Source organism: Paenibacillus sp. EKM211P (assembly GCF_011066175.1).
Classification (GTDB): domain Bacteria; phylum Bacillota; class Bacilli; order Paenibacillales; family Paenibacillaceae; genus Paenibacillus; species Paenibacillus polymyxa.
This window is the reverse complement of record NZ_JAAMNS010000013.1, coordinates 30223-55668: the sequence shown is the minus strand read 5'-3', so window position 1 is coordinate 55668 and position 25446 is coordinate 30223. Positions and strand designations below refer to the sequence as shown.

The 25446-nt window shown below is 48.8% G+C and carries 22 protein-coding genes and 1 riboswitch; of the genes, 18 read left to right on the top strand and 4 right to left on the bottom strand.

The genetic code is table 11. From position 1 onward, the window contains the following. Nucleotides 1-411: 411 nt before the first annotated feature. From G9G57_RS17770 to G9G57_RS17740, 7 genes are all read left to right on the top strand, one after another. Nucleotides 412-837 carry a GNAT family N-acetyltransferase gene (locus tag G9G57_RS17770; RefSeq protein WP_013369410.1) on the top strand — a complete coding sequence of 142 codons (426 nt, stop codon included), beginning with the start codon at nt 412-414 and terminating at the stop codon, nt 835-837. A gap of 119 nt (nt 838-956) precedes the next feature. Further along, nucleotides 957-1541 (top strand): signal peptidase I, encoded by a 585-nt coding sequence (gene lepB, locus G9G57_RS17765; RefSeq protein WP_016819338.1) that lies wholly within the window; start codon nt 957-959, stop codon nt 1539-1541. A 93-nt stretch (nt 1542-1634) separates the two neighbouring features. Then, nucleotides 1635-2072, top strand: coding sequence for a ribonuclease HI (gene rnhA / locus G9G57_RS17760; protein ID WP_016819337.1), 438 nt, complete (start codon nt 1635-1637; stop codon nt 2070-2072). Between the two features lie 95 nt (nt 2073-2167). Next, a complete protein-coding gene (gene queG, locus G9G57_RS17755) occupies nt 2168-3901 on the top strand; it encodes a tRNA epoxyqueuosine(34) reductase QueG (protein ID WP_102999208.1) in 1734 nt (577 codons plus the stop codon). A 105-nt stretch (nt 3902-4006) separates the two neighbouring features. Further along, nucleotides 4007-4261: a YneF family protein gene (locus tag G9G57_RS17750; protein ID WP_013369414.1), complete on the top strand. Its 255-nt coding sequence runs from the start codon at nt 4007-4009 to the stop codon at nt 4259-4261. A gap of 54 nt (nt 4262-4315) precedes the next feature. Continuing rightward, nucleotides 4316-4909: a GTP cyclohydrolase I FolE gene (gene folE, locus G9G57_RS17745; RefSeq protein ID WP_013369415.1), complete on the top strand. Its 594-nt coding sequence runs from the start codon at nt 4316-4318 to the stop codon at nt 4907-4909. A 198-nt stretch (nt 4910-5107) separates the two neighbouring features. Next, nucleotides 5108-5953, top strand: coding sequence for a lipoate--protein ligase family protein (locus G9G57_RS17740; protein ID WP_164965342.1), 846 nt, complete (start codon nt 5108-5110; stop codon nt 5951-5953). Between the two features lie 11 nt (nt 5954-5964). Here G9G57_RS17740 and G9G57_RS17735 read toward each other — a convergent pair whose 3' ends face one another. After that, the gene (locus tag G9G57_RS17735; RefSeq protein WP_025677460.1) at nt 5965-7344 is read right to left on the bottom strand and encodes a Fe-Mn family superoxide dismutase; all 1380 of its coding nucleotides are present in this window, start codon (nt 7342-7344) and stop codon (nt 5965-5967) included. 250 nt (nt 7345-7594) lie between these two features. Then, complete coding sequence (locus G9G57_RS17730) at nt 7595-8632, bottom strand: alpha/beta hydrolase (RefSeq protein ID WP_164965341.1); 1038 nt, start codon at nt 8630-8632, stop codon at nt 7595-7597. 298 nt (nt 8633-8930) lie between these two features. On the opposite strand from G9G57_RS17730, the gene G9G57_RS17725 reads away from it, so the two are divergent. Beyond that, a complete protein-coding gene (locus tag G9G57_RS17725; protein ID WP_016819332.1) occupies nt 8931-9674 on the top strand; it encodes an IclR family transcriptional regulator in 744 nt (247 codons plus the stop codon). Between the two features lie 117 nt (nt 9675-9791). Beyond that, nucleotides 9792-9903: riboswitch (TPP riboswitch) on the top strand. Between the two features lie 186 nt (nt 9904-10089). Next, complete coding sequence (gene thiC, locus G9G57_RS17720; protein ID WP_126666923.1) at nt 10090-11934, top strand: phosphomethylpyrimidine synthase ThiC; 1845 nt, start codon at nt 10090-10092, stop codon at nt 11932-11934. A 207-nt stretch (nt 11935-12141) separates the two neighbouring features. Here thiC and G9G57_RS17715 read toward each other — a convergent pair whose 3' ends face one another. Further along, the gene (locus tag G9G57_RS17715; RefSeq protein ID WP_010348453.1) at nt 12142-12294 is read right to left on the bottom strand and encodes a hypothetical protein; all 153 of its coding nucleotides are present in this window, start codon (nt 12292-12294) and stop codon (nt 12142-12144) included. Nucleotides 12295-12800: 506 nt separating this feature from the next. Between G9G57_RS17715 and G9G57_RS17710 the strand changes: the two genes are divergently transcribed. Further along, nucleotides 12801-13637, top strand: coding sequence for a YitT family protein (locus G9G57_RS17710; RefSeq protein WP_013369422.1), 837 nt, complete (start codon nt 12801-12803; stop codon nt 13635-13637). Nucleotides 13638-13808: 171 nt separating this feature from the next. On the opposite strand, the gene acnA is transcribed toward G9G57_RS17710, so the two are convergent. After that, on the bottom strand, nt 13809-16520 hold the full coding sequence (gene acnA / locus G9G57_RS17705) for an aconitate hydratase AcnA (RefSeq protein WP_016819329.1): 2712 nt from the start codon (nt 16518-16520) through the stop codon (nt 13809-13811). 421 nt (nt 16521-16941) lie between these two features. On the opposite strand from acnA, the gene G9G57_RS17700 reads away from it, so the two are divergent. The 8 genes from G9G57_RS17700 (at nt 16942) to G9G57_RS17665 (ending at nt 25419) form a co-directional block, all read left to right on the top strand. Next, nucleotides 16942-17937, top strand: a complete 996-nt coding sequence (locus G9G57_RS17700) for an amidase domain-containing protein (protein ID WP_016819328.1) — start codon at nt 16942-16944, stop codon at nt 17935-17937. Nucleotides 17938-18010: 73 nt separating this feature from the next. Continuing rightward, a complete protein-coding gene (locus tag G9G57_RS17695) occupies nt 18011-19099 on the top strand; it encodes a D-alanine--D-alanine ligase (protein ID WP_164965340.1) in 1089 nt (362 codons plus the stop codon). A gap of 102 nt (nt 19100-19201) precedes the next feature. Continuing rightward, nucleotides 19202-19525 (top strand): hypothetical protein, encoded by a 324-nt coding sequence (locus G9G57_RS17690; RefSeq protein ID WP_016819326.1) that lies wholly within the window; start codon nt 19202-19204, stop codon nt 19523-19525. A 139-nt stretch (nt 19526-19664) separates the two neighbouring features. After that, nucleotides 19665-20666, top strand: a complete 1002-nt coding sequence (gene uvsE, locus G9G57_RS17685) for a UV DNA damage repair endonuclease UvsE (protein ID WP_025364023.1) — start codon at nt 19665-19667, stop codon at nt 20664-20666. 173 nt (nt 20667-20839) lie between these two features. Beyond that, complete coding sequence (locus G9G57_RS17680) at nt 20840-21706, top strand: inositol monophosphatase family protein (RefSeq protein ID WP_029514326.1); 867 nt, start codon at nt 20840-20842, stop codon at nt 21704-21706. Nucleotides 21707-21743: 37 nt separating this feature from the next. Next, nucleotides 21744-21980: a hypothetical protein gene (locus tag G9G57_RS17675; RefSeq protein ID WP_107734913.1), complete on the top strand. Its 237-nt coding sequence runs from the start codon at nt 21744-21746 to the stop codon at nt 21978-21980. Nucleotides 21981-22151: 171 nt separating this feature from the next. Beyond that, complete coding sequence (locus G9G57_RS17670; protein ID WP_238799317.1) at nt 22152-23882, top strand: sensor histidine kinase; 1731 nt, start codon at nt 22152-22154, stop codon at nt 23880-23882. Beyond that, nucleotides 23860-25419: a response regulator transcription factor gene (locus tag G9G57_RS17665; protein ID WP_164965339.1), complete on the top strand. Its 1560-nt coding sequence runs from the start codon at nt 23860-23862 to the stop codon at nt 25417-25419. Before G9G57_RS17670 ends, G9G57_RS17665 begins: the two co-directional genes overlap by 23 nt. Nucleotides 25420-25446: the final 27 nt, after the last annotated feature.

Genomic DNA, 25446 nt, shown 5'->3' with positions numbered 1-25446 from the left:
AATACCAAACTGAGCAATAGGGCCTGGTAGCTAGCATGTCCAAAAACCCGATTGGAATACGTAATACATAGGTAATAAGAGGTAAATTTGCCCCTCAAAAATGTAAACGCTTTATATACAGCGCTTACATGAGAAAAAAGGATGTATTCCGTCAAAAAGTATGGTTTAATGGTCAAGGAAGCAGAATTTTGGGCTTTTTTGTCGTCTGCTATAAGCTGTCATGTCTATGACATGACGAACTTGAGGGCACACACCCTTTTCCTGTTCTTCATTTCATATATAGCAGATCGTATGCATTTTTATCATAATGCCTTGTGATTAACACCATGATAAGCGCTTTATGGATTTATGTAAAAATGACGGTGCTGTCTCAATTTTTTTATTATGCTTACGAAAAGGGAGATATTACTTATGCACGTTCGTTCCTTTCAATTAAGTGATGTGAATTCAGTAACGGAACTCATGCAAATTGCCTTGTCAGAGGAGTGCTACAAAGAGACGGTGGGTGCTTTTGCCCGTCAGCTTTCGTGGGATTCCGGTTTGATCGTCGTTGCCGAAGAAGAGGGAGAAATTGTTGGTGCCCTGATTGGCACGATTGATCAGAATCATGGTTGTTATTATCGTATTGCTATTCACCCGGATCATCGTCGGATGGGAATCGGGAAATCGCTTGTGGAGTCCATGGAGCAGCGTTTTCAGCAACGTAAGGTTAGCCGTATTTGGGTAGCAGGGGACAAGCATAACAGTGCGGCCATGCCGTTGTACGAAGCTATGGGCTACGGAGCAAGCCAGATTTTACAGGCGTTTCAGAAGCTGAGTATTTTGGCACCTCATTAATCGGTATTCGATATACAGAAACGAAGTATAATATTTACATTTAGAGCATATCTGAGTAACCGTTGCAATCGGGTACGGGATATGCTTTTCTATTTATAACAGGGTTGAGGAGGTTAATTATGGACGCTTTGGCTCCTTCGTCAGACCCGCTTCCTTCACCGGAAACGTCCAAACAGGCAGGTCGCTCTGGTTACATACGCGATTGGTTAGTCACTCTGCTGATCGCGATGGTTGTCTTGCTGCTTCTGAACCTGTTTGTATTTAACTTGTCTACGGTCAGAGGACATTCGATGCAGCCGACGCTAATGGAAAGCCAGCATTTGTTCGTTAACAAGCTGGTTTATAATTTTCATGATCCGGGAAGAGGGGACATTGTGATTTTAAAAGATCCCGATTCCAAACTGTCCAGCCCAAGATTTTTAGTGAAAAGAGTCATAGGTATTCCCGGAGATGTCATTCGGATTGAGCATAATCATTTATATGTAAACGGTGAGCTGCTAAATGAACCGTACACCAACTCGGACGTGGAGGATGGTGATTACGGTCCTTTTACGGTGGAGCCAGAACACTTCTTTGTCATGGGAGATAATCGCCATACGGCTGCAAGCAAGGATAGCCGGTACTTTGGCAGCGTTAAGTCTGAAGATTTACTGGGACGTGCAGAGTTTATATTTTGGCCGATCTCGGAGTGGAAGTGGCTATAGAGCAGTTATGAGTCTGAAAGCAATGCGGAATACGTGCGACCCGATCAGAGCTACAACGGATCAGCGATTCCCAATCAGGAAAGGAAGAGGACGATGAAAGAAGTGATGGTTTATACCGACGGTGCTTGTTCGGGGAACCCGGGCCCAGGGGGCTGGGGGATTGTTTTGCTGTATGGAGAGCATCGTAAGGAGCTGTCGGGTGCCGAAAAGATGACGACAAACAACCGCATGGAGATCAAGTCGGTGATTGAAGCGCTGAAGCTGCTCAAGGAGCCGTGCCGTGTAAAAGTACACAGTGACTCTGCCTATGTCGTCAATTGCTTCAAACAAGGCTGGATTAAGAATTGGCTCCGTAATGGCTGGCGCAACAGTAAAAATCAGCCGGTGGAGAACAAGGAACTTTGGGAAGAACTATGGGCACTAATGGGTAAGCATGAGGTTGAATATGTGAAGGTGAAGGGCCACAGTGACAACGAACTGAATAATCGCTGTGATTTTCTGGCGACGAGTGCTGTTAAAAATTTACGGTAGCATCTGCTGCTATTTTCTGTTGAAATTTGAGATAGGAGAATGATACATCATTCTCCTATTGTCACGAAGAATTGTGAAAGAGAGGTGAGTATCGGATGCAACGCGAACTAACTCGGACGGCGACCGGAACGGCTTCGACTTGGGCTTCGCTCAAGCAGGAAATTATTGAGGCAGCTCCAGGGCTGGGGATTGATTCCATCGGGTTCGCATCCGCCGATCCCTTTCTGTCTCTGAAAGCTATATTGGAAGAGCACCGTGCTAAAGGCTATGAATCCGGCTTTGAGGAGCCCGATATTGATAAGCGTATCTATCCAGAGCTGTATGGCTCGCAGCCCGCATCCCTGATTGCCATTGCGGTGGCGTATCCTTCGAAAATGAAGGACCCGCCGAAGTCGGACAAGGGCAAATACCGTGGTATTATGGCGCGTTCAGCCTGGGGCAAAGATTATCATCTGGTACTGCGGGAAGCGATGGAAAAGCTGGAGGCTTTTATAAGTGAGCGGGTACCTGATGCACTGTTGAAAAACATGGTGGATACCGGAGAATTGTCGGACCGAGCCGTTGCGGAACGCGCAGGGATTGGCTTTAGCGGCAAAAATACGATGATGATATCACCGACACTGGGGTCATGGATTTATCTCGGGGAGCTGTTGACGAACATTCCCTTCCAGCCCGATGAACCGGTTACGGATGGTTGCGGAGAGTGCACCAAATGTTTGGATGCATGTCCTACCGGTGCGCTTGTAGGTCCGGGACAGCTGAATGCCCAGCGGTGTGTGTCCTTTTTGACGCAAACCAAGGGCTTTTTGGACGAGGAGTTTATGCTGAAAATAGGGAATCGGCTGTATGGATGTGATACGTGCCAAATCGTATGTCCCAAAAATCGAGGCCTTAACTGGGATCATCATCCCGAGCTTACACCCGATCCTGAAATTGTGAAGCCGTTGCTGTTACCGTTACTGGATTTGAGCAATCGTGAATTCAAAGACCGGTTTGGTCAAAGTGCGGCGGCTTGGCGGGGGAAGAAGCCGATTCAACGCAATGCAGTCATTGGTCTTGGCAATTTCAAAGATGTTAGCGCGGTGCCCAAATTGACGGAGGTTTTATTGGATGATCCGCGTCCCGAGCTGCGAGGCACGGCGGCGTGGGCTTTGAGTCGAATAGGAGGGGAAAACGCTATGACAGCGATCAAGCAAGCATCAGAGAAGGAACAACATGAGCAAGTACGCGAAATGATCGCGCAGGCGCATTCCAAGCTAGCGGAACAAGAGCAGCCAGAGCAGCAAACTTCTGCTGAATTAAAGACGGAGGATTCACAGGGTCCAACTAAGATTTATTATGACGAAATGGAGACGCCTGTGGGCACTCTGACGCTGTGTGCTACGGATCGAGGGCTATGCCGAATTGACTATGGCTCTTTTTATGCGAAGGAAGCACTGCTTCAGCAATGGGCCCGGACATGGGTCGGGGAATATGTCTATGTACAGGAGCCGGAAAAGCTGCGCGAAGCTGCAGAACAACTGCGTGAATATTTTGCGGGAGAACGACGGGAATTCAGTATAGCCTATGATTTGAGAGGCACTCCTTTTCAAGAGCAGGTATGGCGCGCACTGCAAAATATTCCGTACGGACAAAGTGTGTCCTATCAAGATATTGCAGAATCGATTGGACGAGCCAAGGCGATACGTGCTGTCGGCGAAGCCAATAACAAAAATCCATTGCCTATCCTGTTTCCATGCCACCGTGTATCGGGTGCAAACGGTAGTTTGGTTGGCTATGCCGGAGGCTTGCCAGTCAAAATGAAGCTGCTGGATTTGGAGAAGGAATAAGGACATATGTTTGCAAAAAGTAATTTGCTAGCTGTCCCATGTTTTGCTATGATAGGTTCGTGTAATTCAAGATGTCTCATATAAATATACAGAGGTGACGACTTCGTGGTGTGGAATATTGTCATTCCGATTATTACCCTGATTGTTGGCTTGGTCGGGGGATTTTTCATCGGTGCTTATTATCTTCGCAAACAGCTTGAAAAGATGCAGAACGACCCTGAAACGCTGCAAAAAATGGCCAAACAGATGGGCTACAACCTGAATGGGAAACAAATGCAAAAAGCCCAGCAGATGATGAAGAACCAACAGTTCTCCAAAAATCAGCCTGGTGCGCGTAAAAATCAGGGCCGTCGGAAATAATGAGCAACGTGAGCACGGATGCCGCATGAGGTTGCTGCATAGAGGAGGATTACTGTGGCTGGCGTAAAAGATTATATTAACCGCAAAGCTGCGGATAACCGGGATAAAATCGAGTACCATGTGGAGCAGATTTTAAAACTGATCGGTGAGGACCCCAAGCGTGAAGGTTTGTTGGAAACACCGGCACGCGTTGCGCGCATGTATGAGGAAATATTTGCGGGTTATGAGGTTGATCCACGAGATGCGCTGGGTGTGACATTTGACGAGAATCACGAGGAGCTTGTAATCGTGAAGGATATTGTCTACTACAGTCAGTGTGAACACCATATGGCTCCTTTCTTCGGAAAAGTGCATATCGGCTATGTACCCAGCGGTAAAATTGTAGGACTAAGCAAGCTAGCCCGTTTGGTGGAGGCGGTGACCCGCCGATTGCAGGTACAAGAGCGTATTACATCGCAGATCGCTGATATTTTAAATGAAGCGGTTTCCGCTCACGGAGTTATGGTGGTCGTGGAAGGCGAACACTTGTGCATGTGTGCCAGAGGTGTCAAAAAGCCTGGCAGCAAAACGGTAACGTCTGCCGTACGCGGTACGTTCCGTGATAATGCAGCACAACGCGCAGAGTTCTTGTCCCTGATCAAGGAATAATTGAACAGAATGCAATGGTTAGTGATAAAAAAAGGGTGGTTTACGCATAGGCGTAGCCGCCTTTTTTTGTTAACATCGGTAATAGTGACAATGGGATAGCTACTGTGAAGAAGATGAAATAAAAAAATAGCAGCATGCTGCCTTGAAAATTACGATTAGCCTATGGATAACAGTTATTTTTAAGATAGGGGATAACGTATGGACCATATACATAGCTCAACAGAAATAACAACAGCATTGCCTGAGTTGCAATGGTTGGAAGCGCCACTGACGACTACGCAGGAAGACGTATTGTTTCCGCTGGCTTGGGAGGAGCTAGCTTGTCGGCAAGTTGGGAAAGGAGCTGCGCCTATTTTGCATTTATGGCGGCATCCGGGGGCGCTTGTGATTGGTCACCGGGACCGCAGGCTTCCCAACGCCCCACAGGCGATGGAGCGGGTGCGCAGCTCAGGAACGTCGGTATGCGTGCGTCCTTCAGGCGGAGCAGCCGTCATGCTGGACAGGGGGGTACTGAACCTGTCCTTGATCCTGCCGAATCCGCAGCGGGCCATCAGCCTGCATGAGGATTTTCGGCTCATGGCAGGGCTGATTGCCGATGCGCTGGCCCCGTGGTCTGTCGAGGCGCAGACCGGAGAAATCACCGGGTCCTTCTGTCCCGGGGACTACGATGTGAGCGTTGGGGGACGCAAGTTTTGCGGCATTGCGCAGCGGCGTCAAGCCAAGGCGTATATCATCACAGCCTTTGTGATGATTGAGGGCCGCGGAGCAGAGCGTGCACAGGCGGTGCAGCAGTTTTATCGAGAGGCGGCCGGGGGTACGCCTGAAGGCGTGCAGGAGCCGGATTATCCCCGAGTGAATCCGGCAACGATGGGCAGCCTGGCAGAGCTGGCTGGTGTGCCGTCTGTCGAGGCGTATACAGCATCGCTACGCCGTGTAGTTGAGAGCCGGGCTGCCATTTTGCCTGCCGATGGCTCGCTGGTGCAACCGGAAGGATTGGCAGAACAGATGGCAGCGCTCAGAGAGCGGTACGATTTGCAGGTGTAGTTTGTTTTAGCTTAGAATGGTTGCCATCTTAGCTTGGAGGCTTGAGCATAGCGCGCCTCCACCTCAGGCCAGTTGACGACATGCCACCAATCTTCGATGTATTTATTACGTTCGGCCTGATGCTTTAAGTAATATGCGTGTTCCCACACATCGATCGCCAGCAGCGGAATAGACTCCCATTGAGTCAGGTTCTGGTGCTTTTCGGCCTGCAAAATTTCAAGCCGCCCGGCGCGCGGGCTCCATACCAGGATAGCCCAGCCGCCGCCCTCGACCTTTTCGGCTGCCGAACTAAATTGCTTTTTGAAGGCATCGTAGCTGCCAAAATCCTTTTTAATCTGTTCAGCCAGCGGTCCGCTTGGGTTTCCACCGCCTTGAGGGCTCATGATCGTCCAAAAAAGAGTATGCAGATAATGACCTGCCCCGTTAAATGCCAGTTCACGTTCCCAATGCTTTACGAGGTCAAAATCACCTGTTTTTCGGGCTTCTTCCAGTTTCTTTTCCGCTTTATTCAGATCATTCACATAGCTCAAATGATGCTTGTTATGGTGAATACGCATCGTTTTTTCATCAATGTACGGTTCAAGCGCATTATAAGGGTAAGGAAGCGGAGGGAGCCGATGTCCCCCAATAGGGACCGGGCGACCGACTAAGGATTTTTCCGCTGCTGAAGGTTGCGTCTGACCGGACTGGACGCCTTTAGTAGCCCCAGAACCTTCTCCTCTCATGCTGGCATGCCTCTCTCGAAACGCTTGCTCCGGGTAATCCTCACCCTCTGCCGCTACATGATACAACCCAGCGGCTCGTGCGATGGAGCCGGGCTCTTGAAAGGGAGTTGTCGAAATCAGGAAATATTGACTTTCATGTGCTGCGTGTATTACAACTCCGGCGGATTTTGGCTGTTGACGCAATGCATGACTGTGCTCGGTCAGCAAACCTAGCTGCCGTACATATTCCTGTGATTGACGGTTCGCAGTTTGCAGCAAATCGTCCAGTCGACGATTTAATTCTTGAGAGGCAGGCTGTGAATTCAAGCCTGATTCGGACAACGGTTTCTCTCCAGTTGCTGATGCGTCTGATCCCCTTGAATGGGCTGATGATTCATCCAGCTGGTGTGTATGAGCTTGGGGAGCAGACGACGCTTTTTTCTCCTGATGTTGCCATGCTTGTTCTACCGGGTCAAGCGCGCTCCGTTGCTCTTCAAGTAGCTCTATGGCGGCCCGTTCCGTTTGTTCAAATACGGTTCGCCAATCATCCAGTAGCCGCACATAAGCAGGTTCTAGCCCTTCAGTAGCGGATTTAATCACTTCCACATGCCAACTTTCCTGCTGCTTCCAATGACGGATTTCCTCCAGCACACGTAAGGGCAGGAAAGACCCATAAGTACTCAGCATCGTTTTTACCTCCCGTATCCCACTATGGCTATCCAGCAGATCTAGCAGATCTGTCCTGGATGCATATGTACCCAGTATATTCGCCGTCCCATCGGGAATATGTCTATGAACTTCCTTCATCAGGTTATACCTTTTGCACAGAACAATAATTAATCGTGGAAAATAAAAAAAGAAGCCTGTCTACGGCACGGGTTAAGTGTCCATAGGCAAGCTTCTTCAAGGCGATGAATGCTTATTCGAAAATAATTCTTTACTGCGTAGTCGTTTGTTTATGGGCAGCAGCCGTGGTTTTCTTGTCCTCCAGCTCCTGTACACTGCTTAAAAATGTCGATACCCGTCGTAAATATTCACGAGGATGCTCTCTGAAAATAAGCTCATGTATCCCGTTTTTGACAATCCATACACTGGAAAGCGGGTTGGTTTGATTGGCAGCAAGCTTTTCCGCAATGGGGTAAGGAGCCTTTTCATCCTGTGTACCGTGTACAAACATGATTGGAAACGGATAGTCCTCCTTTTTTACCTCCTGATATGGAATCTGATGCAAACTGGTGCCGTTCAAGACTGGAAACAGCAACTCCAGTATTTCCAAAGATGGATGTCTCGGCAAATTAATTTGATTGTGAATGTTATGGTACAGCGTATCCGGTTCCAGTAGGAAGGTGCTGTCCAAAATCATCGCGTCCACATCTTTGGTTTGCAAACCCGCCTGAAGAGCGGTTCCTGCTCCCATAGAAAAGCCCCATACAATAATTTCCGACGAGCCGCGTTGTTTTGCAAGCTGGATGGCCCCAAGAAGCTGTTGGGATTCTGCCTTGCCTCCGGTTGCGACGGCCTTGCTGTTTTGTGACGCAAATCCGTAATCGAACATGACCACATTAAAGTTCAAGCTATGGGCATAATGCGCCAGATCATACATGGGAATCCAGCTTTCTTCACGGTTGGCTCCATAGCCATGACTGAAAATAATGGTTTTCCGCGATTGATCTGCCGGGATATACCAGCCTTGTACCATGCGGCTACCATCCTTGGCTGGGAAGCTGACTTCCTCATAAGGCATACCTTTGGCTTGCATCGGATTAGAGTATAATGGCGCGACGGTGGGATTCGTAAGCACCCAGGCGATGTAAGCATGCAAGGCAATAAAACAAAACAACAGAAAAAATAAGACCGACAGCAGCAGAGCAATCACAACGTGCTTGAACCGCAGCATACGGGGATTAAAGAGTGGGGTGGACGGCTCCTGAACAGCGGTCTGTAGCTGAGCGTTGCGCTGGGATGTCGAAATCATGTAAGAGCCTCCTTATATAAAATTGATCTTCGAATCATAAAATTTAGGTATAATTCCACTTGAAAATAGTAGGGTATGTCCGTATAGATACCTATTATCGTATGATGGCTATTATCCAAAGTCAACGCCTGAACCGGAAAAGTAAAAATGATGCAAAGAATTGTCGATGTTTGTTCTTGTTCTGTAATATGGTTGTCACAAAAACATCGGTTTACAGTAGCCGCGACTATTCTATATAATTTATGTAACCATGTTTCATAGTGTGAAACGAATATGGATACAAGAGGAGCGGTTCACGATGGAAGACCGTAAATTAACCGTCCGCGCTGTAGAGCGTGCACTTGATATACTGCTGTGTTTTACCGCAGAATCTGATCTTGGTCTAACGGAGATTGCCTCCCAAATTGGTCTACATAAAAGCACTGTTCATCGTCTTTTGACTACGCTGGAGGATCGGGGATTTGTCGTTCGGAATGCCGAAACGGAAAAATATAGGCTTGGTTTTCGCATATGGGAGCTGTCCACGCATCTGTCCCAAAGCGATGAGCCGGCGGTGTTGTTACAGCCTGCAATGGAAGGACTGCGTGATCGCTTAGGGGAAACGGTCAGCTTGTACCTGCGGGATGGAAGCATGCGTATTCGCATACAAGCCGTGCAGAGCAATCAGGCGATCCGCAGGGTTGCGCCTGTAGGTGCGCGTATGCCGCTGGCTGTGGGAGCCTCCAGCAAGGTGCTGGCGGCCTTTATGCCACCACAGGAGCTGGAGGTGTTGCTAAGCAGTGAAGAATGGCCACCTTCGGTAGACCCGGAGGTTTATAAAGCCCAGCTGCAGGACATTCGTGAGAAGGGCTATGCGACCAGCTATGAAGAACGTGAGCCAGGAGCTGCGGCTGTGGCCGCGCCTATTGTGAACCGAAAGGGACAGGTCACGGCGGCTTTATCTGTATCCGGCCCGGTCAGTCGACTTGCGCCCGAGACGCTGCATGAGTTTGCACCGATTTTGATCGAAGCAGCCAAGGAAATGGGGCTTATGCTTCCGTGACAGTAATCAATACAAAAGGAAATTATACAAGGGTTGCCAAAGCTATAAATTTAAAGTAGTCTGATAGAGATGGCGGTATGTCTGTTATAGCCACCAATTCATGTGAATAGAAAGTATCACAGTTACTGGGGGAGCCTGTAATGCGGGCTGAGATGGAATCAGGCAAGATTCCGGACCCTTTGCACCTGATCTGGATCATACCAGCGTAGGGAAGTAATCGGCCATTGAAATGTATACGCAGCTGCTGTCTACGACCGCGCATTGGAATATGATTATTCCACGTGCGATCGGTTTGGATAGCTGTCTCGTTTGATTAGCCGGTTCCCTAGGGAACCGGCTTTTTTGCATAGATCAGCGCCACCCTGGGAATGGTTCCGGATCGGTGTGTCATTTCACGATACGGGAGGAATGGATCATGAAACCGACAGAAACAAAAGGAACAAAAGAAACAGGAATGAAATCAGCAGATGCAGGATTGGCGGGAATAATAGAAGTAGAGGGAGAGAAGGCCAAAGCGGAGCAAGCCAGTGGGCTAAAGCCCTTTCCGGGGAGCCGTAAGGTGTATATTCAAGGTTCTCGGCCGGATATTGCTGTGCCTGAGCGTGAAATCGCGCTACAACCCACACATACGCCGCAGGGCACCGAGCATCATGAGCCACTGCGTGTGTATGATACCAGCGGTCCGATGACGGACGAAGCCTACCAGGTCGACATCCGTCAGGGATTGCCACCATTACGGCGAGCTTGGGCACTGGAACGGGGAGATGTGGAGGCTTATGAGGGCCGCGCCGTCAAGCCAGAGGATAACGGGATGAAGCCCGGCTCCAAACGGGAGACAGTGGAATTTCCCGGCGTGACCAACCGTCCGCTACGGGCTTCGCAAGGGCGTACTGTGACGCAAATGCACTATGCGCGGCAAGGGATCATTACGCCTGAAATGGAATTTGCGGCGATCCGCGAAGGCGTAGAGCCCGAGTTTGTACGACAGGAGCTGGCGGCTGGACGAGCTATTTTACCTTCAAATATCAATCACCCGGAAAGCGAGCCCATGGTCATTGGACGCCATTTTCACGTAAAGATCAATGCGAACATTGGGAATTCCGCAGTTACGTCCTCCATCGAGGAAGAAGTGGAGAAGATGACCTGGGCTGTGCGCTGGGGCTCAGACACCGTCATGGACCTGTCTACAGGCCGGAATATTCATACAACGCGCGAATGGATCATCAGGAATTCTCCCGTACCGATTGGAACGGTGCCGCTATATCAGGCACTGGAAAAGGTGAACGGCGAAGCTGAGAAGCTGACGTGGGAGCTGTATCGAGACACGCTGATTGAGCAGGCGGAGCAGGGAGTGGACTATTTTACGATCCATGCGGGTATATTGCTGCGATATATACCGATGACGGCGAACAGAATGACGGGAATTGTATCCCGGGGCGGGTCGATCATGGCAGCCTGGTGCCTTGCACACCATCAGGAGAATTTTTTGTATACGCATTTTGAAGAAATCTGTGAAATTATGAAAGCCTACGATGTGGCCTTTTCTCTCGGGGATGGTCTGCGTCCAGGGAGTATCTATGATGCGAATGATGAAGCACAATTTGCAGAGCTAGAGACGTTGGGCGAGCTCACGCAAATTGCATGGAAGCATGATGTCCAGGTCATGATTGAAGGGCCAGGACATGTCCCTATGCACAAAATCAAGGAGAATGTGGATTTACAAATGGAGATTTGTAAGGAAGCCCCCTTTTATACTTTAGGGCCGCTGACGACGGATATCGCACCAGGATATGATCATATTACCTCAGCTATCGGGGCAGCCATGATCGGTTGGTTCGGGACGTCCATGCTGTGCTACGTTACGCCGAAGGAGCACTTGGGTCTGCCGAACAAGGATGATGTCCGCGAAGGAGTTATTACCTACAAAATTGCCGCACATGCTGCCGATCTGGCGAAGGGTCATCCGCGGGCACAGCAGCGGGATGATGCTTTATCCAAGGCGCGTTTTGAATTCCGCTGGCGCGATCAGTTCAATCTCTCGCTTGACCCTGAGCGGGCATTGTCCTACCATGATGAAACGCTACCAGCAGAGGGGGCCAAGGAAGCCCACTTTTGCTCGATGTGCGGTCCCAAGTTTTGCAGTATGCGTATCACGCAGGACATTCGTGCCTATGCGGCCGATAAGGGACTGAATACTGAGGAAGCCGTTGCCGCCGGGATGCGAGAGAAGGCAGAGCAGTATCGGGAAGCTGGGCAGTAAAAATCGGTAGCGATACAAAAGTCAATCAACTGGGAAGCCTCAACGAAAAGTACAGTTAAACTCGTCAGAGGTTTATTTCCATAAACGTATGAGCAAGGTTTAGAAACACGTGAGTAACAAAAAGCCGTGGTTCTCTACAGTCGATGTAGAAAACTACGGCTTTTCAACTTATGTAAAGCGGGATCATGCTACCGGATTAACGGAGCTTTATTTTTTACCCATTTTTTCATTCAAAATGTCCTGAAAGCTGAGCTTCTTCTCCGAGCTGTCTTCTTTCTTCTGCATACTCACCGCGTTGGCACGTTGGTATTGGTGGTGAAAAGGCATCAGGGTGTGGACAGTTAAGTTCATTGTATTCATGTGGTCATTCCTCCAATTCCATTTTGTCAAATTCAGATTGAGTTGCTTAGGACGTCTGTATAGGACTATGTATATGTACTTGATGTCGTAATACCGTGTAGGTTGCTTGGTAATGTTTCAATCATTATACCCGCATTTATCCAAAGTAAAACGCTTTTGACATAAAACAGGAAGATGGTCGTATGTGTCCAAAATGTGTATTAGGAGGATGGTCATTTTAGGGGAAAATGTGCCTAGGGCCTAAACAAGGGCTAGAGGCCCGTTTTCTCAGTTTAGTAGTCGGGATTGTGTTTTTTTGTCGAATAACCTTGTATTAGCGGAATTTTGCGGAATTCTAAGGTTGGACTAAGGCAGTCTGGTGGCGAATTAAAGTGTCAAAGTTGTATTGACTTTATGTTGGGTAGTGGATACCATGAACTGGTTGTCAGCGTATTTTGGCAAGAAGAGTCAGCCAATCCATCTGGCAATTCATCCGTTGAAATGTTAGAGAGAGGATTAGAGCATATATGAAAAAAAGTATTGCAGATATCGTATTTATTATTCTGGGTGCGTTTTTTTTCGCGCTGGCTGTTAATCTGTATGTGATCCCGAATGAATTTGGCGAGGGGGGCGTTACAGGGGTCACGATCATCTTGTACTACCTGTTTCAGTGGTCTCCCTCGATCGTCAATCTGGTCATTAATGGCTTGCTGCTGATTGTCGGATATAAATTTTTGGACAAGAGAACGACTCTGTATACTATAATTGCGGTCGCTTTTAACTCGCTGTTTTTACATTTAACAGTCAACTGGCGGATTGATTCGCATGAGCCGACGATTAATGCCGTATTTGCCGGAGTTTTGGTAGGGGTCGGCATTGGCTTAATTGTACGGGTCGGTGGTACAACGGCAGGAACAGTCATTTTAGCCCGGATTGCCAACAAGTATCTGGATTGGAATATCAGCTATGCTTTGTTGTTTTTTGATCTGATTGTCGCCTTCTCTTCCTACTTTATTATTGGCCCGGAAAAATTAATGCTAACTATCGTTATTTTGTACGTCGGTACGAAAGTTATGGATTTCATGATTGAAGGATTGAATCCGAAAAAAGCGGTCATGATTATTTCGGAGCATCAAGACAAAATTGCTGAGATGGTCATTACGCAGATGGACCGTGGAGTTACCGTCCTGTCAGGCCACGGATATTACACCAAAAATCCGAAAGAGGTCCTATATATCGTCATTAGCAAACAAGAGGTGTCGGCGCTTAAAAAGATTGTAAAAGCTATCGATACAGCAGCATTTATCACCATTCATGACGTACGGGATGTATTCGGAGAGGGCTTTTTGGATATTTCGAAGTAATTGGCGTGTGAAGCTAAGGTTATAAGAGAACGTGGCTAGAAGTCGGTCCTGAGAGGATCGACTTTTTTTGTCCTGTTTGTTGCCTTACATAGGGCCTCATACAGATAAAAAACACCCCTGAATCGCAGATGAATCTGCAATCAGGGGTGTTGTATATATGATGCTATATCGTTACGCTTGAATCATTTGACGCAGTACGGTTTGCAAGATACCACCGTTGTGGTAGTAGTCGATGTCGACGGTGCTGTCCAGACGAGCAGTGACCGGGAATTCGAACTTGGTGCCATCCTCGCGTTTGGCTACAACCGTAAGTTCTTGACCTGGTTTCACGTCATTGTCAATGCCGAGAATGTCGAAGGTTTCGCGACCGTTGAGACCCAGGCTGGACCAGCCGTAGCCTTCCTGGAATTGCAGTGGCAGTACACCCATACCGACCAGGTTACTGCGGTGAATCCGCTCGAAGCTTTCTGCAATGACGGCTTTAACACCTAACAACAGCGTACCTTTGGCTGCCCAGTCACGAGAGCTGCCTGTGCCGTATTCCTTGCCGGCGATGACGATCAAGTTCTGATCGGCTGCCTGATATTTCATGGACGCATCATAGATGGACATTTCCTCATCTGTAGGCAAGTACTTGGTCACACCGCCTTCGGTGCCTGGAGCTACATTGTTGCGGATACGGATGTTGGCGAATGTACCGCGCATCATGACTTCATGGTTACCGCGACGGGAGCCATAGGAGTTGAAGTCCTTGCGCTCTACACCATGCTCCTTCAAGTACAGTCCTGCCGGGCTGGAAGGGGCGATGTTGCCTGCTGGTGAGATGTGGTCTGTCGTGACCGAATCATTCAGCAAGGCAAGTACACGGGCATTACGGATTTCCTTGATATCCTGCACACCATCCTGAAGCCCTTCAAAGAACGGCGGATTTTGAATATAAGTTGAGTTTTCATCCCATTCATACAGTTCGCCTTCAGGAACCGGAATGGAATTCCATTTTTCGTTGGCCGTAAATACATTTTCGTATTTGCGACGGAACATATCCGGACTCAGAGACAGGCTGATCGCTTCCTTGATTTCTTCGGAAGTAGGCCAGATATCTTTCAGGTAGACAGGCTGATTGTCCTGATCGTAACCGAGTGGTTCGTTCACCAAATCAATATTTACCGTGCCGGCGAGAGCATAAGCGACTACCAGTGGCGGTGAGCCGAGATAGTTGGCTTTGACTTGCGCATGCACACGTCCTTCAAAGTTCCGGTTACCGGAAATAACTGCGCCAACGGTCAGATCATTGTCTGTAATGGCCTGACTCACTTCGTCAGGAAGGGGTCCAGAGTTACCGATACAGGTCGCGCAGCCATAGCCTGCCACATGGAAGCCGAGGGCTTCAAGCGGTTCGATCAGCCCGGCTTTTTGCAGGTACTCCGTCACGACAAGGGAGCCTGGTGTCAAGCTTGTTTTAACATAGCCTGGCTTTTTGAGCCCGCGCTGTACTGCCTTTTTGGCGAGCAAGCCCGCGCCTAGCATAACGCTCGGGTTGGAGGTGTTCGTGCAGCTTGTAATCGCTGCAATCACGACTGAGCCAGTACCCAGCTCGCTGGTGGAGCCGTCCGGATGGGTCAGTGGAACCTTCTGTGCGATCTTTTCATCGCTCAGTCCATAGCCGCCTTTGTCTACCGGGGTACGGATAATGCCTTCGAAAGTTTCTTTCATGCGGCTTAGCTCAACACGGTCCTGCGGACGTTTGGGTCCTGCGAGACTCGGTACAACCGAAGCCAGGTCTAGCTCAAGCGTATCGCTGAACACAGGGTCTGGGGTATCGGATGTGCGGAACATGCCTTGAGCTTTGTAATATTCCTCTACGAGGCTGACTTGCTCATCGGAACGTCCAGTGCTGCGCAGGTAAGCTAGCGTTTCGGCATCAACCGGGAAAAAGCCGATCGTTGCGCCGTATTCCGGTGCCATGTTGGCCACGGTCGCACGGTCAGCCAAGCTAATGTTGGCCAGACCTGGGCCGTAAAATTCTACGAATTTGCCGACCACGCCTTTTTTACGCAGCATTTGCGTGACTGTCAGCGCCAGGTCGGTAGCGGTAGCTCCTTCCGACAGGCTACCTGTCAGCTTGAAGCCGATCACATCGGGAGTGACAAAATACAGCGGCTGCCCCAGCATACCCGCCTCTGCCTCGATCCCGCCGACACCCCAGCCTACGACACCGAGTCCGTTAATCATCGTCGTATGGGAGTCCGTTCCCACGAGGGAATCTGGGAAGACCACGGTTTCGCCATCGATGGTTTTGGTCGCGGCTACGGAGGCGAGATACTCTAGATTAACCTGATGAACGATACCAGTGGACGGCGGCACCGCACGGAAGTTATTGAATGCCGTTTGCGCCCAGCGCAGAAAACGATACCGTTCTTCGTTGCGTTCAAACTCTACATTAATATTGTAGTCCAGCGCGTCACTAGTACCGAAAGCATCAACCATAACCGAGTGGTCGATTACGAGATCGACGGGAACGAGCGGGTTGATTTGTTTCGGATCGCCGCCCGCTTTTTTCACCGTATCACGCATGGCCGCCAAATCGACAACCACCGGGACGCCTGTAAAATCCTGAAGCACGATACGTGCAGGAATGAACGGAATTTCCTTGTTGGTGTCACGATCCTCAGCCCAGCCTGTCAGCTGCTGCACATGTTCCTCAGTAATGGCGCGTCCGTCAAACTGGCGAACCGCAGCTTCCAGCAACACTTTAATGGAGAAAGGCAGCTTGGCAACACCGCTTTTTCCTTGTTCCTCCAGTGCCTTAAGACTGTAGTAGCGATAAGGCTTCCCGTTAACTTCCAAGCTACGGGCAATGGAGAATTGATCTTTTCCTGACATAAGTATTACCTCCTTGAAGTGGATGCTTGCGGGAAAATAGGGATGTCTTTTTTCGACGTCTTGCACATTTGGTTTTAATTGGTTGCGTTCTCAATTTCATCTTCAGTGGTTCATCGTAAGTTAAGAGGTTGAGATGAATGTAATTCGTTTCATTAGATGAAACATGATTTCAAAATGATTGCTTTTGGATTAAGTATACCGTTTTCAGACGGTTCCGTAAAGTTTTTTTGACCTAAATTATGCGTGTTCAGACTGGAAAATAAAACGTTCCGTTCCCCCGCGTTTCGATGTTCATACCAAGCTTTAGAGATTCATACTTATAGATAGAGAGCATATCCGACCAGAGAGGAAAGAAGGAAGTTATATATCAGCGTGGTTATCCCCGAATAAGGATAGCGAGACGAAAAATGGAGGGATAGGGATGGGGGAGCGGGAATGGAAACAGGCCCTTTTTGCTTATGTGAATCAGTACAATCGCAGTGAGGTAAATGGTGTACCACAGCCGGATGAGTACCTGGAGGTGGGCCAGCGAATGGAGCGGGCGGCACGTGCGGCCAGATTGGAGCAGTGGTACAACGAACGGGACGCTGTTCCCCTGCGCAGCGAGACACGCGCCAAGCCTCTACGAATAGTGCAGGATACCCCGGATGAGGCAGTGGTCGATGTACAACTGCATGTGAGGCTCTTTTATGAGAAGGGCGGGATGACGCACCGGGAGGATCGGATTGAACGGGAGCGTCTAACGTTTACACGCGAGGGCGAAGCCTGGCAGGTGACGAGGATCGAGCGCGATCCGGCAGAAAGAAAGCCGGCGGGAGGAGAGGTTCCTTTTGAACAAGCGTCGTTTAATCAGGGAGGAAGTCTGCCGCTATTGAATCGTGGTGTGCTGGGCTTCGGCTCATCAGCACGCCCCAGTCGATATCGCCGTGAAGAAGCAGCGGCCTATGCAGATCAGTGGTGGGATAGCTTTAACCCGGAGTTTGAGGCGTTTGACGTGGATTGCACCAATTATATCTCGCAGTGCCTCTTTGCAGGTGGTGCACCGATCCACTATACTGGTAAAAGAGAATCGGGCTGGTGGTATAAAGGACGGGTCGCTGGACGTGAGCTGTGGAGCTATAGCTGGGCGGTTTCCAACAGTCTGGAGCGGTATTTGGGCTCCAGCTCCTGGGGGTTGACCGCAGAGCAGGTGAGTCGACCGGAGCAGCTCATGCTGGGGGACGTCATTTTTTATGATTGGGATGGTGACGGAACTTTCCAGCACAGCACGGTGGTAACGGCCTTTGATGCTGGCGGCATGCCGCTAGTCAATGCACATACGGTAAGCTCCAGACATCGTTATTGGGACTATAAAAATTCGTATGCGTGGACGGACAATACGGTATATCGCTTTTATCACATCGCCGACTATTTTTAAATGAGATGATGGATAACAGGTACAGTGAAGCAAATCAGGCACAATGACGAAAGCAGGAAAGCGGAGGATAGGCATGGCAAATCAAAAATTGACCGTAGGGCTGGTGTACGGTGGTAAATCGGGCGAACATGAGGTATCGCTGCAAACGGCGTATGCGGTAATGAACGCTTTTAACTATGAGAAATACGAGATTATTCCTTTTTATATTACGAAGGCTGGCGATTGGCGTAGAGGGACGCTGTTAAGTGCGCCTCTGACTACTGTAGACCAATTGAAGCTGGAGCACGCTGAGGGCGGCACCAAGGCGGCATTAGATACGTTGTTCGGCAAGTTATATGGAGAGCAGACGCTGGATGTACTGTTTCCGCTGCTGCACGGCACCTTTGGCGAGGACGGAACGATTCAGGGTCTGTTCGAAATGGCTGATATGCCCTATGTCGGGGCAGGCGTGCTGGCTTCGGCAGCAGGTATGGATAAAGGCGTCATGAAGAAGCTGTTTGAGCATGCAGGATTGCCACAAGTGAAATACTGCTATTTTAATAGTACACAGTGGGCACAAACCGGTCATGACTTGGTGCGTAACATAGAGACTGAGTTGGGTTATCCTTGCTTTGTCAAACCAGCCAATCTGGGATCGAGTGTTGGTATTTCCAAAGCGAGTAACCGAGAAGAACTGGAAAAGGCTATTGATCTGGCTCTGCAATTTGACCTGAAGGTGATTGTGGAGGAGTACGTCGATGCCCGTGAGATTGAAGTCAGCGTACTTGGCAATGACGAGCCGATTGCCTCGGTACCGGGTGAAATTGTGTCGTCGAGTGATTACTACGACTATGCTGCCAAATATACCGATGGTCAATCGGAAATGCTCATTCCGGCACCACTGGACGAGGAAGTGGCAGATCGTATCCGTGAAGCCGCATTGCAAGCTTTCCGTGCTCTGGAAGGTTGCGGGATTTCCCGTGCCGATTTCTTCGTCAGACGCTCAGATGGACATATCCTTATTAATGAAGTGAATACAATGCCTGGCTTTACACCGTTCAGCATGTATCCATTATTGTGGAGAGAAACCGGCGTATCCTATGTAAGTCTGCTGGATCGCATGATTGCTCTTGCACTGGAGCGTTATGAGCGCAGGTCGGCACTGCACTATGAGAACTCATAAACGAAAAACGAAGGGGAGCTGATCACTCTCCTTTTTGTTCATATACATTGATAGACTTGAGCATTTTACCAAACCCTTAAATATGAAAGGTGGCGGCTAGACATGGGCTTTCAAACTGAATTTAACTCGGTGTGCAAATTCAAGAGTGAACAAGAACTTTATGAACTGCTGGAATATGGACGTGGCAAAATGGTTAAATCCGGCCTGCGCGTTTTTCCGACAGGACAGAAGGTCATCGCTTACAGCGTGGACAACGTGGCAGTAGCCATCGTTCAGATTGTGGGCTGTATCGCCGAAATCAATTTCCAAGGTGACGAAGTGACCGAGGTAGAAATGACCCTTATTCGTAAGCTGAACGAAGAAGAATCGAGAATTCAGACCGCATTGGCGGATGAAATGTTTTTTGGAGCACAGCAGCAATCCTAGCTGTTTGTTTCTTACAGTTTTGTGCAATACACCGAATCAGCAGGTGCTTTTCCGGGTATGATCAGTAGAAAAGGGGTTTAGGTCACATAATGAAAGCGGCCTTGCCATCTACTTCGAACTGCTGAAAGGAAGGACATCTATGATCGTAAGGTTCGGTTATGTTGCCATGTCGGTCACCGTGCAAAATGCATCCCCTTCTAAAACCATGACTATGGCCAGCTTTAACAAGATCGGAGACCGAGAAGCCGCGATCCGCAAGCTAGAACGAATTGCAGCCGAAAATCTCCACAATACATTGAGGCTGCTGCGTCATAATCGTGCGAGTGATATTCAGGTCTATCGTTTCTCATCCAAGCTGATTCCGCTTGCGACCCATCAAGATCTGAGGGATTGGGACCCATTTCAGGCGCTTGCTGCTGATTTTGCAGAGGTGGGGGACTATGTCAAGGCGAATAAGATGAGGGTATCGTTTCACCCCGATCATTTTACAGTGCTGAGCACTCCCCGTCCTGAAGTGTTGCAAAGCTCTATTCATGATCTGAAGTACCACGTGGCGATGCTGGAGGCTATGGGACTTAGTGCCGAAGCCAAGAACAACATTCATATTGGTGGTGCATACGGAGATAAGGTGACCTCAGGTCAGCGTTTTGTAGAGCAGGTTAGTGCGCTGGATCTTTCATTAAGAGAACGGTTAACATTGGAAAATGATGATAAAACGTTCAATGCGGTGGAAACACTGGAAGCTTGCAAAATAACAGGCTTACCAATGGTTCTTGATATTCATCATCAATGGGTCAATAACGAGGGAGAGAAGCCGTGGGAGCTTTGGCCGGATATATTGGATACCTGGAAAGGGGAATTGGCCCAAGCCGGATCTTCTGCGGATCATCCATTGCCGCCCAAAATTCATGCGTCCAGTCCCAAAAGTGAAAAAGACCCTCGTGGTCATGCAGACGGTGTTCTGGTGGAGCCATTGCTGACCTTTCTGCGTAATATTGCTGGATATACGGATCGGATTGATGTCATGCTTGAAGCCAAACTTAAGGATGAAGCGTTGTTCGGATTAATGAATGAACTGCGTCTTCAGGAAGATAACGGGGTCAAAGTGTTGGATGGGGCTTCCATAGAAATTACGCCTTAGAAAGCAGTATTTCGCGGATAAAGCTTCCATATGGAGAAACTTTATGAAGCTTATTGTGTATACTAGAATGTGTAAACTAGCAAACTTGTACTGAAACAGAGATGGTTAAGAGAATGTCTGTTGGGCAGGCTCGTAAACCACGTAACAATGATATAGAAAGTAGAGTGAACACGTTGAACGAACATGAAAACGAAAAGGTTCCCTATATCGTATCAGGAAAAAGCTATACGGCCGTGGCTATTAATGCGGCATCCAAAGCCGGGGAATGGATTAAAAGCAGGCTGGGCACAGTTGAACAATTGAATACCAAGCAGTCGCCGACCGATCTAGTGACCGAGGTAGATAAAGGTGCAGAACAGATGATTCGTAGACTCATTCTCACCCATTTTCCCGATCATGCCATCTTGGGTGAAGAAGGGGTAGAGCCGGGAGCCGAAGCTTCAGCCCGAGCATTAGAAGCTGCCCGTGAAGAGGAATATTTATGGATTATTGATCCGGTAGACGGCACTACCAATTTCGTGCACAGTCTGCCGTACTACAGTGTGTCTATTGCCTTGGCTCATCGTGGTGAAGTGATTGTCGGGGTAATTTATGATCCGTCCCGTGATGAAATGTTTGTAGCGGAAAAAGGAAAAGGCGCATATGTCCACGGCAATCGCATGCAAGCATCGAGAGAAGAGACGCTGGGAGATAGTTTGGTGTGCATCGGTTTCCCGCCGGATCGTACGTATGCACAACCGTTGAATATGAAAATTACGCAGGTTCTTACACCTCAGGTACGCGGCATTCGGGCGCTCGGCTCGGCAGCATTGCATCTGGCTTATGTGGCGTCGGGACGTTTGTCTGCTTATTGCGAAATCGGTTTGAATGCCTGGGATGTGGCCGCGGGCGCTTTGCTGGTACAGGAATCAGGAGGTACTATTACGGACACATTGGGCCAACCTTATGACCTGAGTGTGCGGCATATTGTAGCTACGAATACAGCTATTCATTCTCAACTTATTCAAGTGCTGAAAGAAGCAGACGCAACCGGGTTATAATACTACGTACACCATCATCCTGAAGGAGGAAATCGCGATGAGCCAGTCCGAAGAATTGGAACGCCAGCTCAGTGAACTGCTGACGGAAGGCGAAATTCGTGAGAATGAGGCCAAAAAACGGGAACGACTCAGTCCCAAATATGAGGTGCGAGTTCAGACTCAAATGGACCCTATTGTCGAGGAGACGCGTAAATACCGGAGTATGGCACGTGAGCTTGATGATCGATATGATGAATATATGAGCAAGGCGGACAAATCGAAAGCAAACGATTAACGCTAAGCAAGCCCAAATACCTCTTGCCGAATGACCAAGGCATGGGGTATTTTGTATAATATATAGAGTTTTCTCCATTTTGAGCTGGACGGGCAGGACGTGCGAAGGAGGCGACGTGTACTGATTACCTATTTTAAGAGCGCTTACAAAAATGCCGGAATCCATCATAAGATGGTACTGCTCATTACGGTGCTCATGCTGGTTAATTTTGCGGTTGTTGCAGTCATACTTAAATACGTATTTCATATTTATGATAATCAAATGTATAAAAAGACATCCGAGGTGCTCAATATTTCTTCGATTGGCATTGAAAATGAACTGAAGGATGTTGAAAAAGTTACGTTTAAGGTAATAACGGACGAGCAGCTTCAGCGTTATTTGCTCCAATTGGAAAAGGAAACATCACCTTATGTCAAAACAGTACTGCGCAAAAAAATAACGAATAGGCTTATTGCCTTCGCCGGCTCTGAAACCTATGTCTATTCTATGATGGTAATCGACAAAGAGGGACAGGTCATGAGTGCGGGCAACCGCGAAGGTATCCCCCAAGAGCTTCGATCCACCCTGTCGGAGTTGGCAGACGAATATGACGGCTCCCATGCATGGTATGCGGCAGGTCATTCCTCATTGCTGGCAGCCCGGCAATTCAAATCCTTTACCGATTCCAATTTTACGCTGAACGGGCTCGGCACGCTTGCGATTCGGGTACGAATTGACCGGATTGTAGCGGATCGTGTGCAGACCTCCGGCCGTGACGGACAGTTGATGATTACAGACGGAAGACGGATGATTTATCCCGAAACACCGCTTTTGAGTGAGAGCGATATTCAGGCAGAGCTTGGGCGGAGGCAGCCTTACGGGATCGCTACCTATACAGGCGGAACCTTTTTTGCTGCTCAGATCAAATCCTCATATACGGGCTGGACGTATTTACATATGACTCCCTTTGATGATATGTTCCGCAGTATTACGATAATCAAAGAAATTGTAAGCGTTATTTTTGTCATTATGCTGCTTATTGCATTGGCGCTGGGCGCGAGGCTGTCGGGCAGCATTACTCAACCGATTGTTCAGTTGATCCAGAACATGCGTAAAATAGAAAAAGGAGACCTCGACCGTCTGGAAGAGGAAGCGCTTGGGGCGGTACCCCTTTCCACACAGGATGAGGTTGGTCTCTTGCATCGGACGTATAAGAAGATGATCCGCCGTATCCGCGAGCTTATTAATGAGAATGTTGCCAAGCAGCTATTGCTGCGGGAAACAGAGCTAAAGGCGCTACAGGCACAGATTAATCCACATTTTCTATACAATACGTTAGAATCTGTGAACTGGCTCGCCAAGGCCAACAAGCAGGATCGGATTTCAGAAATGGTGGAAGCCCTTGCTTTTCTACTACGCAGCACGGTCAGTTTTGAAGAGCAGTTGATTCCGCTTCAAAAAGAGCTGGATATCGTGAGGAGCTACGTAACGATCCAAAAAACACGTTTTGATGAGCGCCTCGATTTCCACCTCGATGTCCCGGAAGAGCTGATGGATGCACAAATTCCGAAGCTAACGCTTCAGCCCTTGGTGGAGAATGCGATCCATTATGCGCTGGAGCCGCGTATTGAACCGTGTCGGATCACGATTGTGGCCAGAGAAAGCGAGGGAGCGCTGTTCCTGCGGGTTGAAGATGACGGACCTGGAATGAGCCCGGATTTCTTGGAAAAGCTACGCAACGGTCAGATCACAACCCGTGGGCGGGGCATTGGACTTGCGAATATTCAGGAACGGATTAACCTGACATTTGGTACACCTTGGGGGATAGAACTGCACAGCGAGTCAGGAACAGGAACGTCAATTCATGTCTGTATTCCATATGTGAAAGGGGATCAGGGTCGTGTACAAGGTGCTACTGGTTGATGATGAGCGTATGATTTTAGAAGGCATATCACAGGTAGTTGATTGGGGCAAGGCCGGAACACAGCTGGTAGGTACGGCGCGTAATGGGATTGAGGCATATGATCAGATCCAGGCGAGCCCGCCTGATTTTGTGATCAGCGATATTTCCATGCCAGGACTGGACGGTATCGGACTCGTTGCCAAAACGACGGAGCATTTTCCAGATGTTCGTTTTATTCTGCTGTCTGGCTACAAAGATTTTGACTATGCCTGTCGGGCCATGCAATACGGGGTAAAGCACTACTTGTTGAAGCCCTGCAATGAGCGGCAAATTCATGAGGCTCTGACTGAGCTGGGACAGGAGCGAGAGGAACAGGAAGAACGCAAGCAGTTTGTGAACCGGATGAAGCTTGATTTTCAGCGTATGCTACCGCATGTGAAGGAGCATTTTTTGAAGGAGTTTATTTCCTATAAGACTTACGGTAGCCGTGATATCGCTTTTTATGAGCGTTTGTTCGGTCTGGAGTTGCAAGATAAGCAGGTTCGAATGCTGCTGCTGCGGGTAGAGGAGTCCCATGAGCCGGAGCATTTGTTTGCTTTGCAAAATATAGCAGGGGATTTAATGGATCATGTCTTGCTCAGTACGACGATGCAAGGGCAGCTGCTGATTGTGCTGGAAAGTGCGGATGACACGTCTGGGTTTATGAAACAGATTGAAGCGGTACGTACGACGTTCCACCGTTTTTATAAGCTAGAGGTGACCGTCGCAGTTAGCGAGTCGGATAGCATGCAGCATTCGCGGGGGATGTACCGGGAGACATTGCATTGTATGAATCACCGCTTTTACACCGGGGAGGGCAGCCTCATTACGAAGGAAGATTTGGCGGCTGATGACACCCGGGAGATGGCAGATTTGGAACTGGACGAAGAGAAGTTCGGTCTGCTGATCAAGGCTGGAAATAGGGAGGAAGTTGCACAGGAAGTGGATCGGCTGTTCGGCATCCTGTCCCGTATGAAGCTGGAAATCTCCGTAACCCGTTCTTATGTGCTACAGCTATATGCGGCCATGATTCGTATATGTCCTGAAGAAGAGCGTGCGGCGTTCACGAGTCGAATGGTCGTGCTGGCAGAGCAAAAAACATTGGCATGCCTCAAATCTTTTGTACAGGAAGCCGCCGAACGAATGACCACAATTTATTATAAAAGCAATGTATATCGCCAATCTTCCACGGTGGATAAAATGATCACTATTATTGAGCAAAACTATAGAAAATCCGATCTTTCGCTGAACGGTGTGGCGGGTCAAATGCTCTATATGAATTCCGACTATTTAGGGAAAATTTTCAAAAAAGTGACAGGCGAAAACTTTTCGCATTACGTCAATCGTTACCGGATCGAACGTGCGGCTGAGCATATTCGGGAGACGGGAGACGTAAAGGTGTTTGAGCTGGCGGAATGGTTCGGCTTCGGCGGGAACGCGCAATATTTTAGCCAGGTGTTCAAAAAATGGGCAGGTATGACACCCTCCGAGTACATTAAATCACACGAACGGGGATGAGCTGCTGAGTCCCTCTGTTTTTTAAAC

Excerpts from the sequence above, each read along its gene's own strand:
- thiC (WP_126666923.1), top strand. The coding sequence starts at position 10,090 with ATGAAACCGACAGAAACAAAAGGAACAAAAGAAACAGGAATGAAATCA.
- G9G57_RS17770 (WP_013369410.1), top strand. The coding sequence starts at position 412 with ATGCACGTTCGTTCCTTTCAATTAAGTGATGTGAATTCAGTAACGGAA.
- G9G57_RS17710 (WP_013369422.1), top strand. The coding sequence starts at position 12,801 with ATGAAAAAAAGTATTGCAGATATCGTATTTATTATTCTGGGTGCGTTT.
- G9G57_RS17700 (WP_016819328.1), top strand. The coding sequence starts at position 16,942 with ATGGGGGAGCGGGAATGGAAACAGGCCCTTTTTGCTTATGTGAATCAG.
- acnA (WP_016819329.1), bottom strand. The coding sequence starts at position 16,520 with ATGTCAGGAAAAGATCAATTCTCCATTGCCCGTAGCTTGGAAGTTAAC.
- G9G57_RS17725 (WP_016819332.1), top strand. The coding sequence starts at position 8,931 with ATGGAAGACCGTAAATTAACCGTCCGCGCTGTAGAGCGTGCACTTGAT.
- G9G57_RS17670 (WP_238799317.1), top strand. The coding sequence starts at position 22,152 with ATGGTACTGCTCATTACGGTGCTCATGCTGGTTAATTTTGCGGTTGTT.
- G9G57_RS17695 (WP_164965340.1), top strand. The coding sequence starts at position 18,011 with ATGGCAAATCAAAAATTGACCGTAGGGCTGGTGTACGGTGGTAAATCG.
- rnhA (WP_016819337.1), top strand. The coding sequence starts at position 1,635 with ATGAAAGAAGTGATGGTTTATACCGACGGTGCTTGTTCGGGGAACCCG.
- G9G57_RS17675 (WP_107734913.1), top strand. The coding sequence starts at position 21,744 with ATGAGCCAGTCCGAAGAATTGGAACGCCAGCTCAGTGAACTGCTGACG.
- G9G57_RS17690 (WP_016819326.1), top strand. The coding sequence starts at position 19,202 with ATGGGCTTTCAAACTGAATTTAACTCGGTGTGCAAATTCAAGAGTGAA.
- G9G57_RS17730 (WP_164965341.1), bottom strand. The coding sequence starts at position 8,632 with ATGATTTCGACATCCCAGCGCAACGCTCAGCTACAGACCGCTGTTCAG.
- G9G57_RS17740 (WP_164965342.1), top strand. The coding sequence starts at position 5,108 with ATGGACCATATACATAGCTCAACAGAAATAACAACAGCATTGCCTGAG.
- uvsE (WP_025364023.1), top strand. The coding sequence starts at position 19,665 with ATGATCGTAAGGTTCGGTTATGTTGCCATGTCGGTCACCGTGCAAAAT.
- G9G57_RS17715 (WP_010348453.1), bottom strand. The coding sequence starts at position 12,294 with ATGAATACAATGAACTTAACTGTCCACACCCTGATGCCTTTTCACCAC.
- queG (WP_102999208.1), top strand. The coding sequence starts at position 2,168 with ATGCAACGCGAACTAACTCGGACGGCGACCGGAACGGCTTCGACTTGG.
- lepB (WP_016819338.1), top strand. The coding sequence starts at position 957 with ATGGACGCTTTGGCTCCTTCGTCAGACCCGCTTCCTTCACCGGAAACG.
- G9G57_RS17735 (WP_025677460.1), bottom strand. The coding sequence starts at position 7,344 with ATGCTGAGTACTTATGGGTCTTTCCTGCCCTTACGTGTGCTGGAGGAA.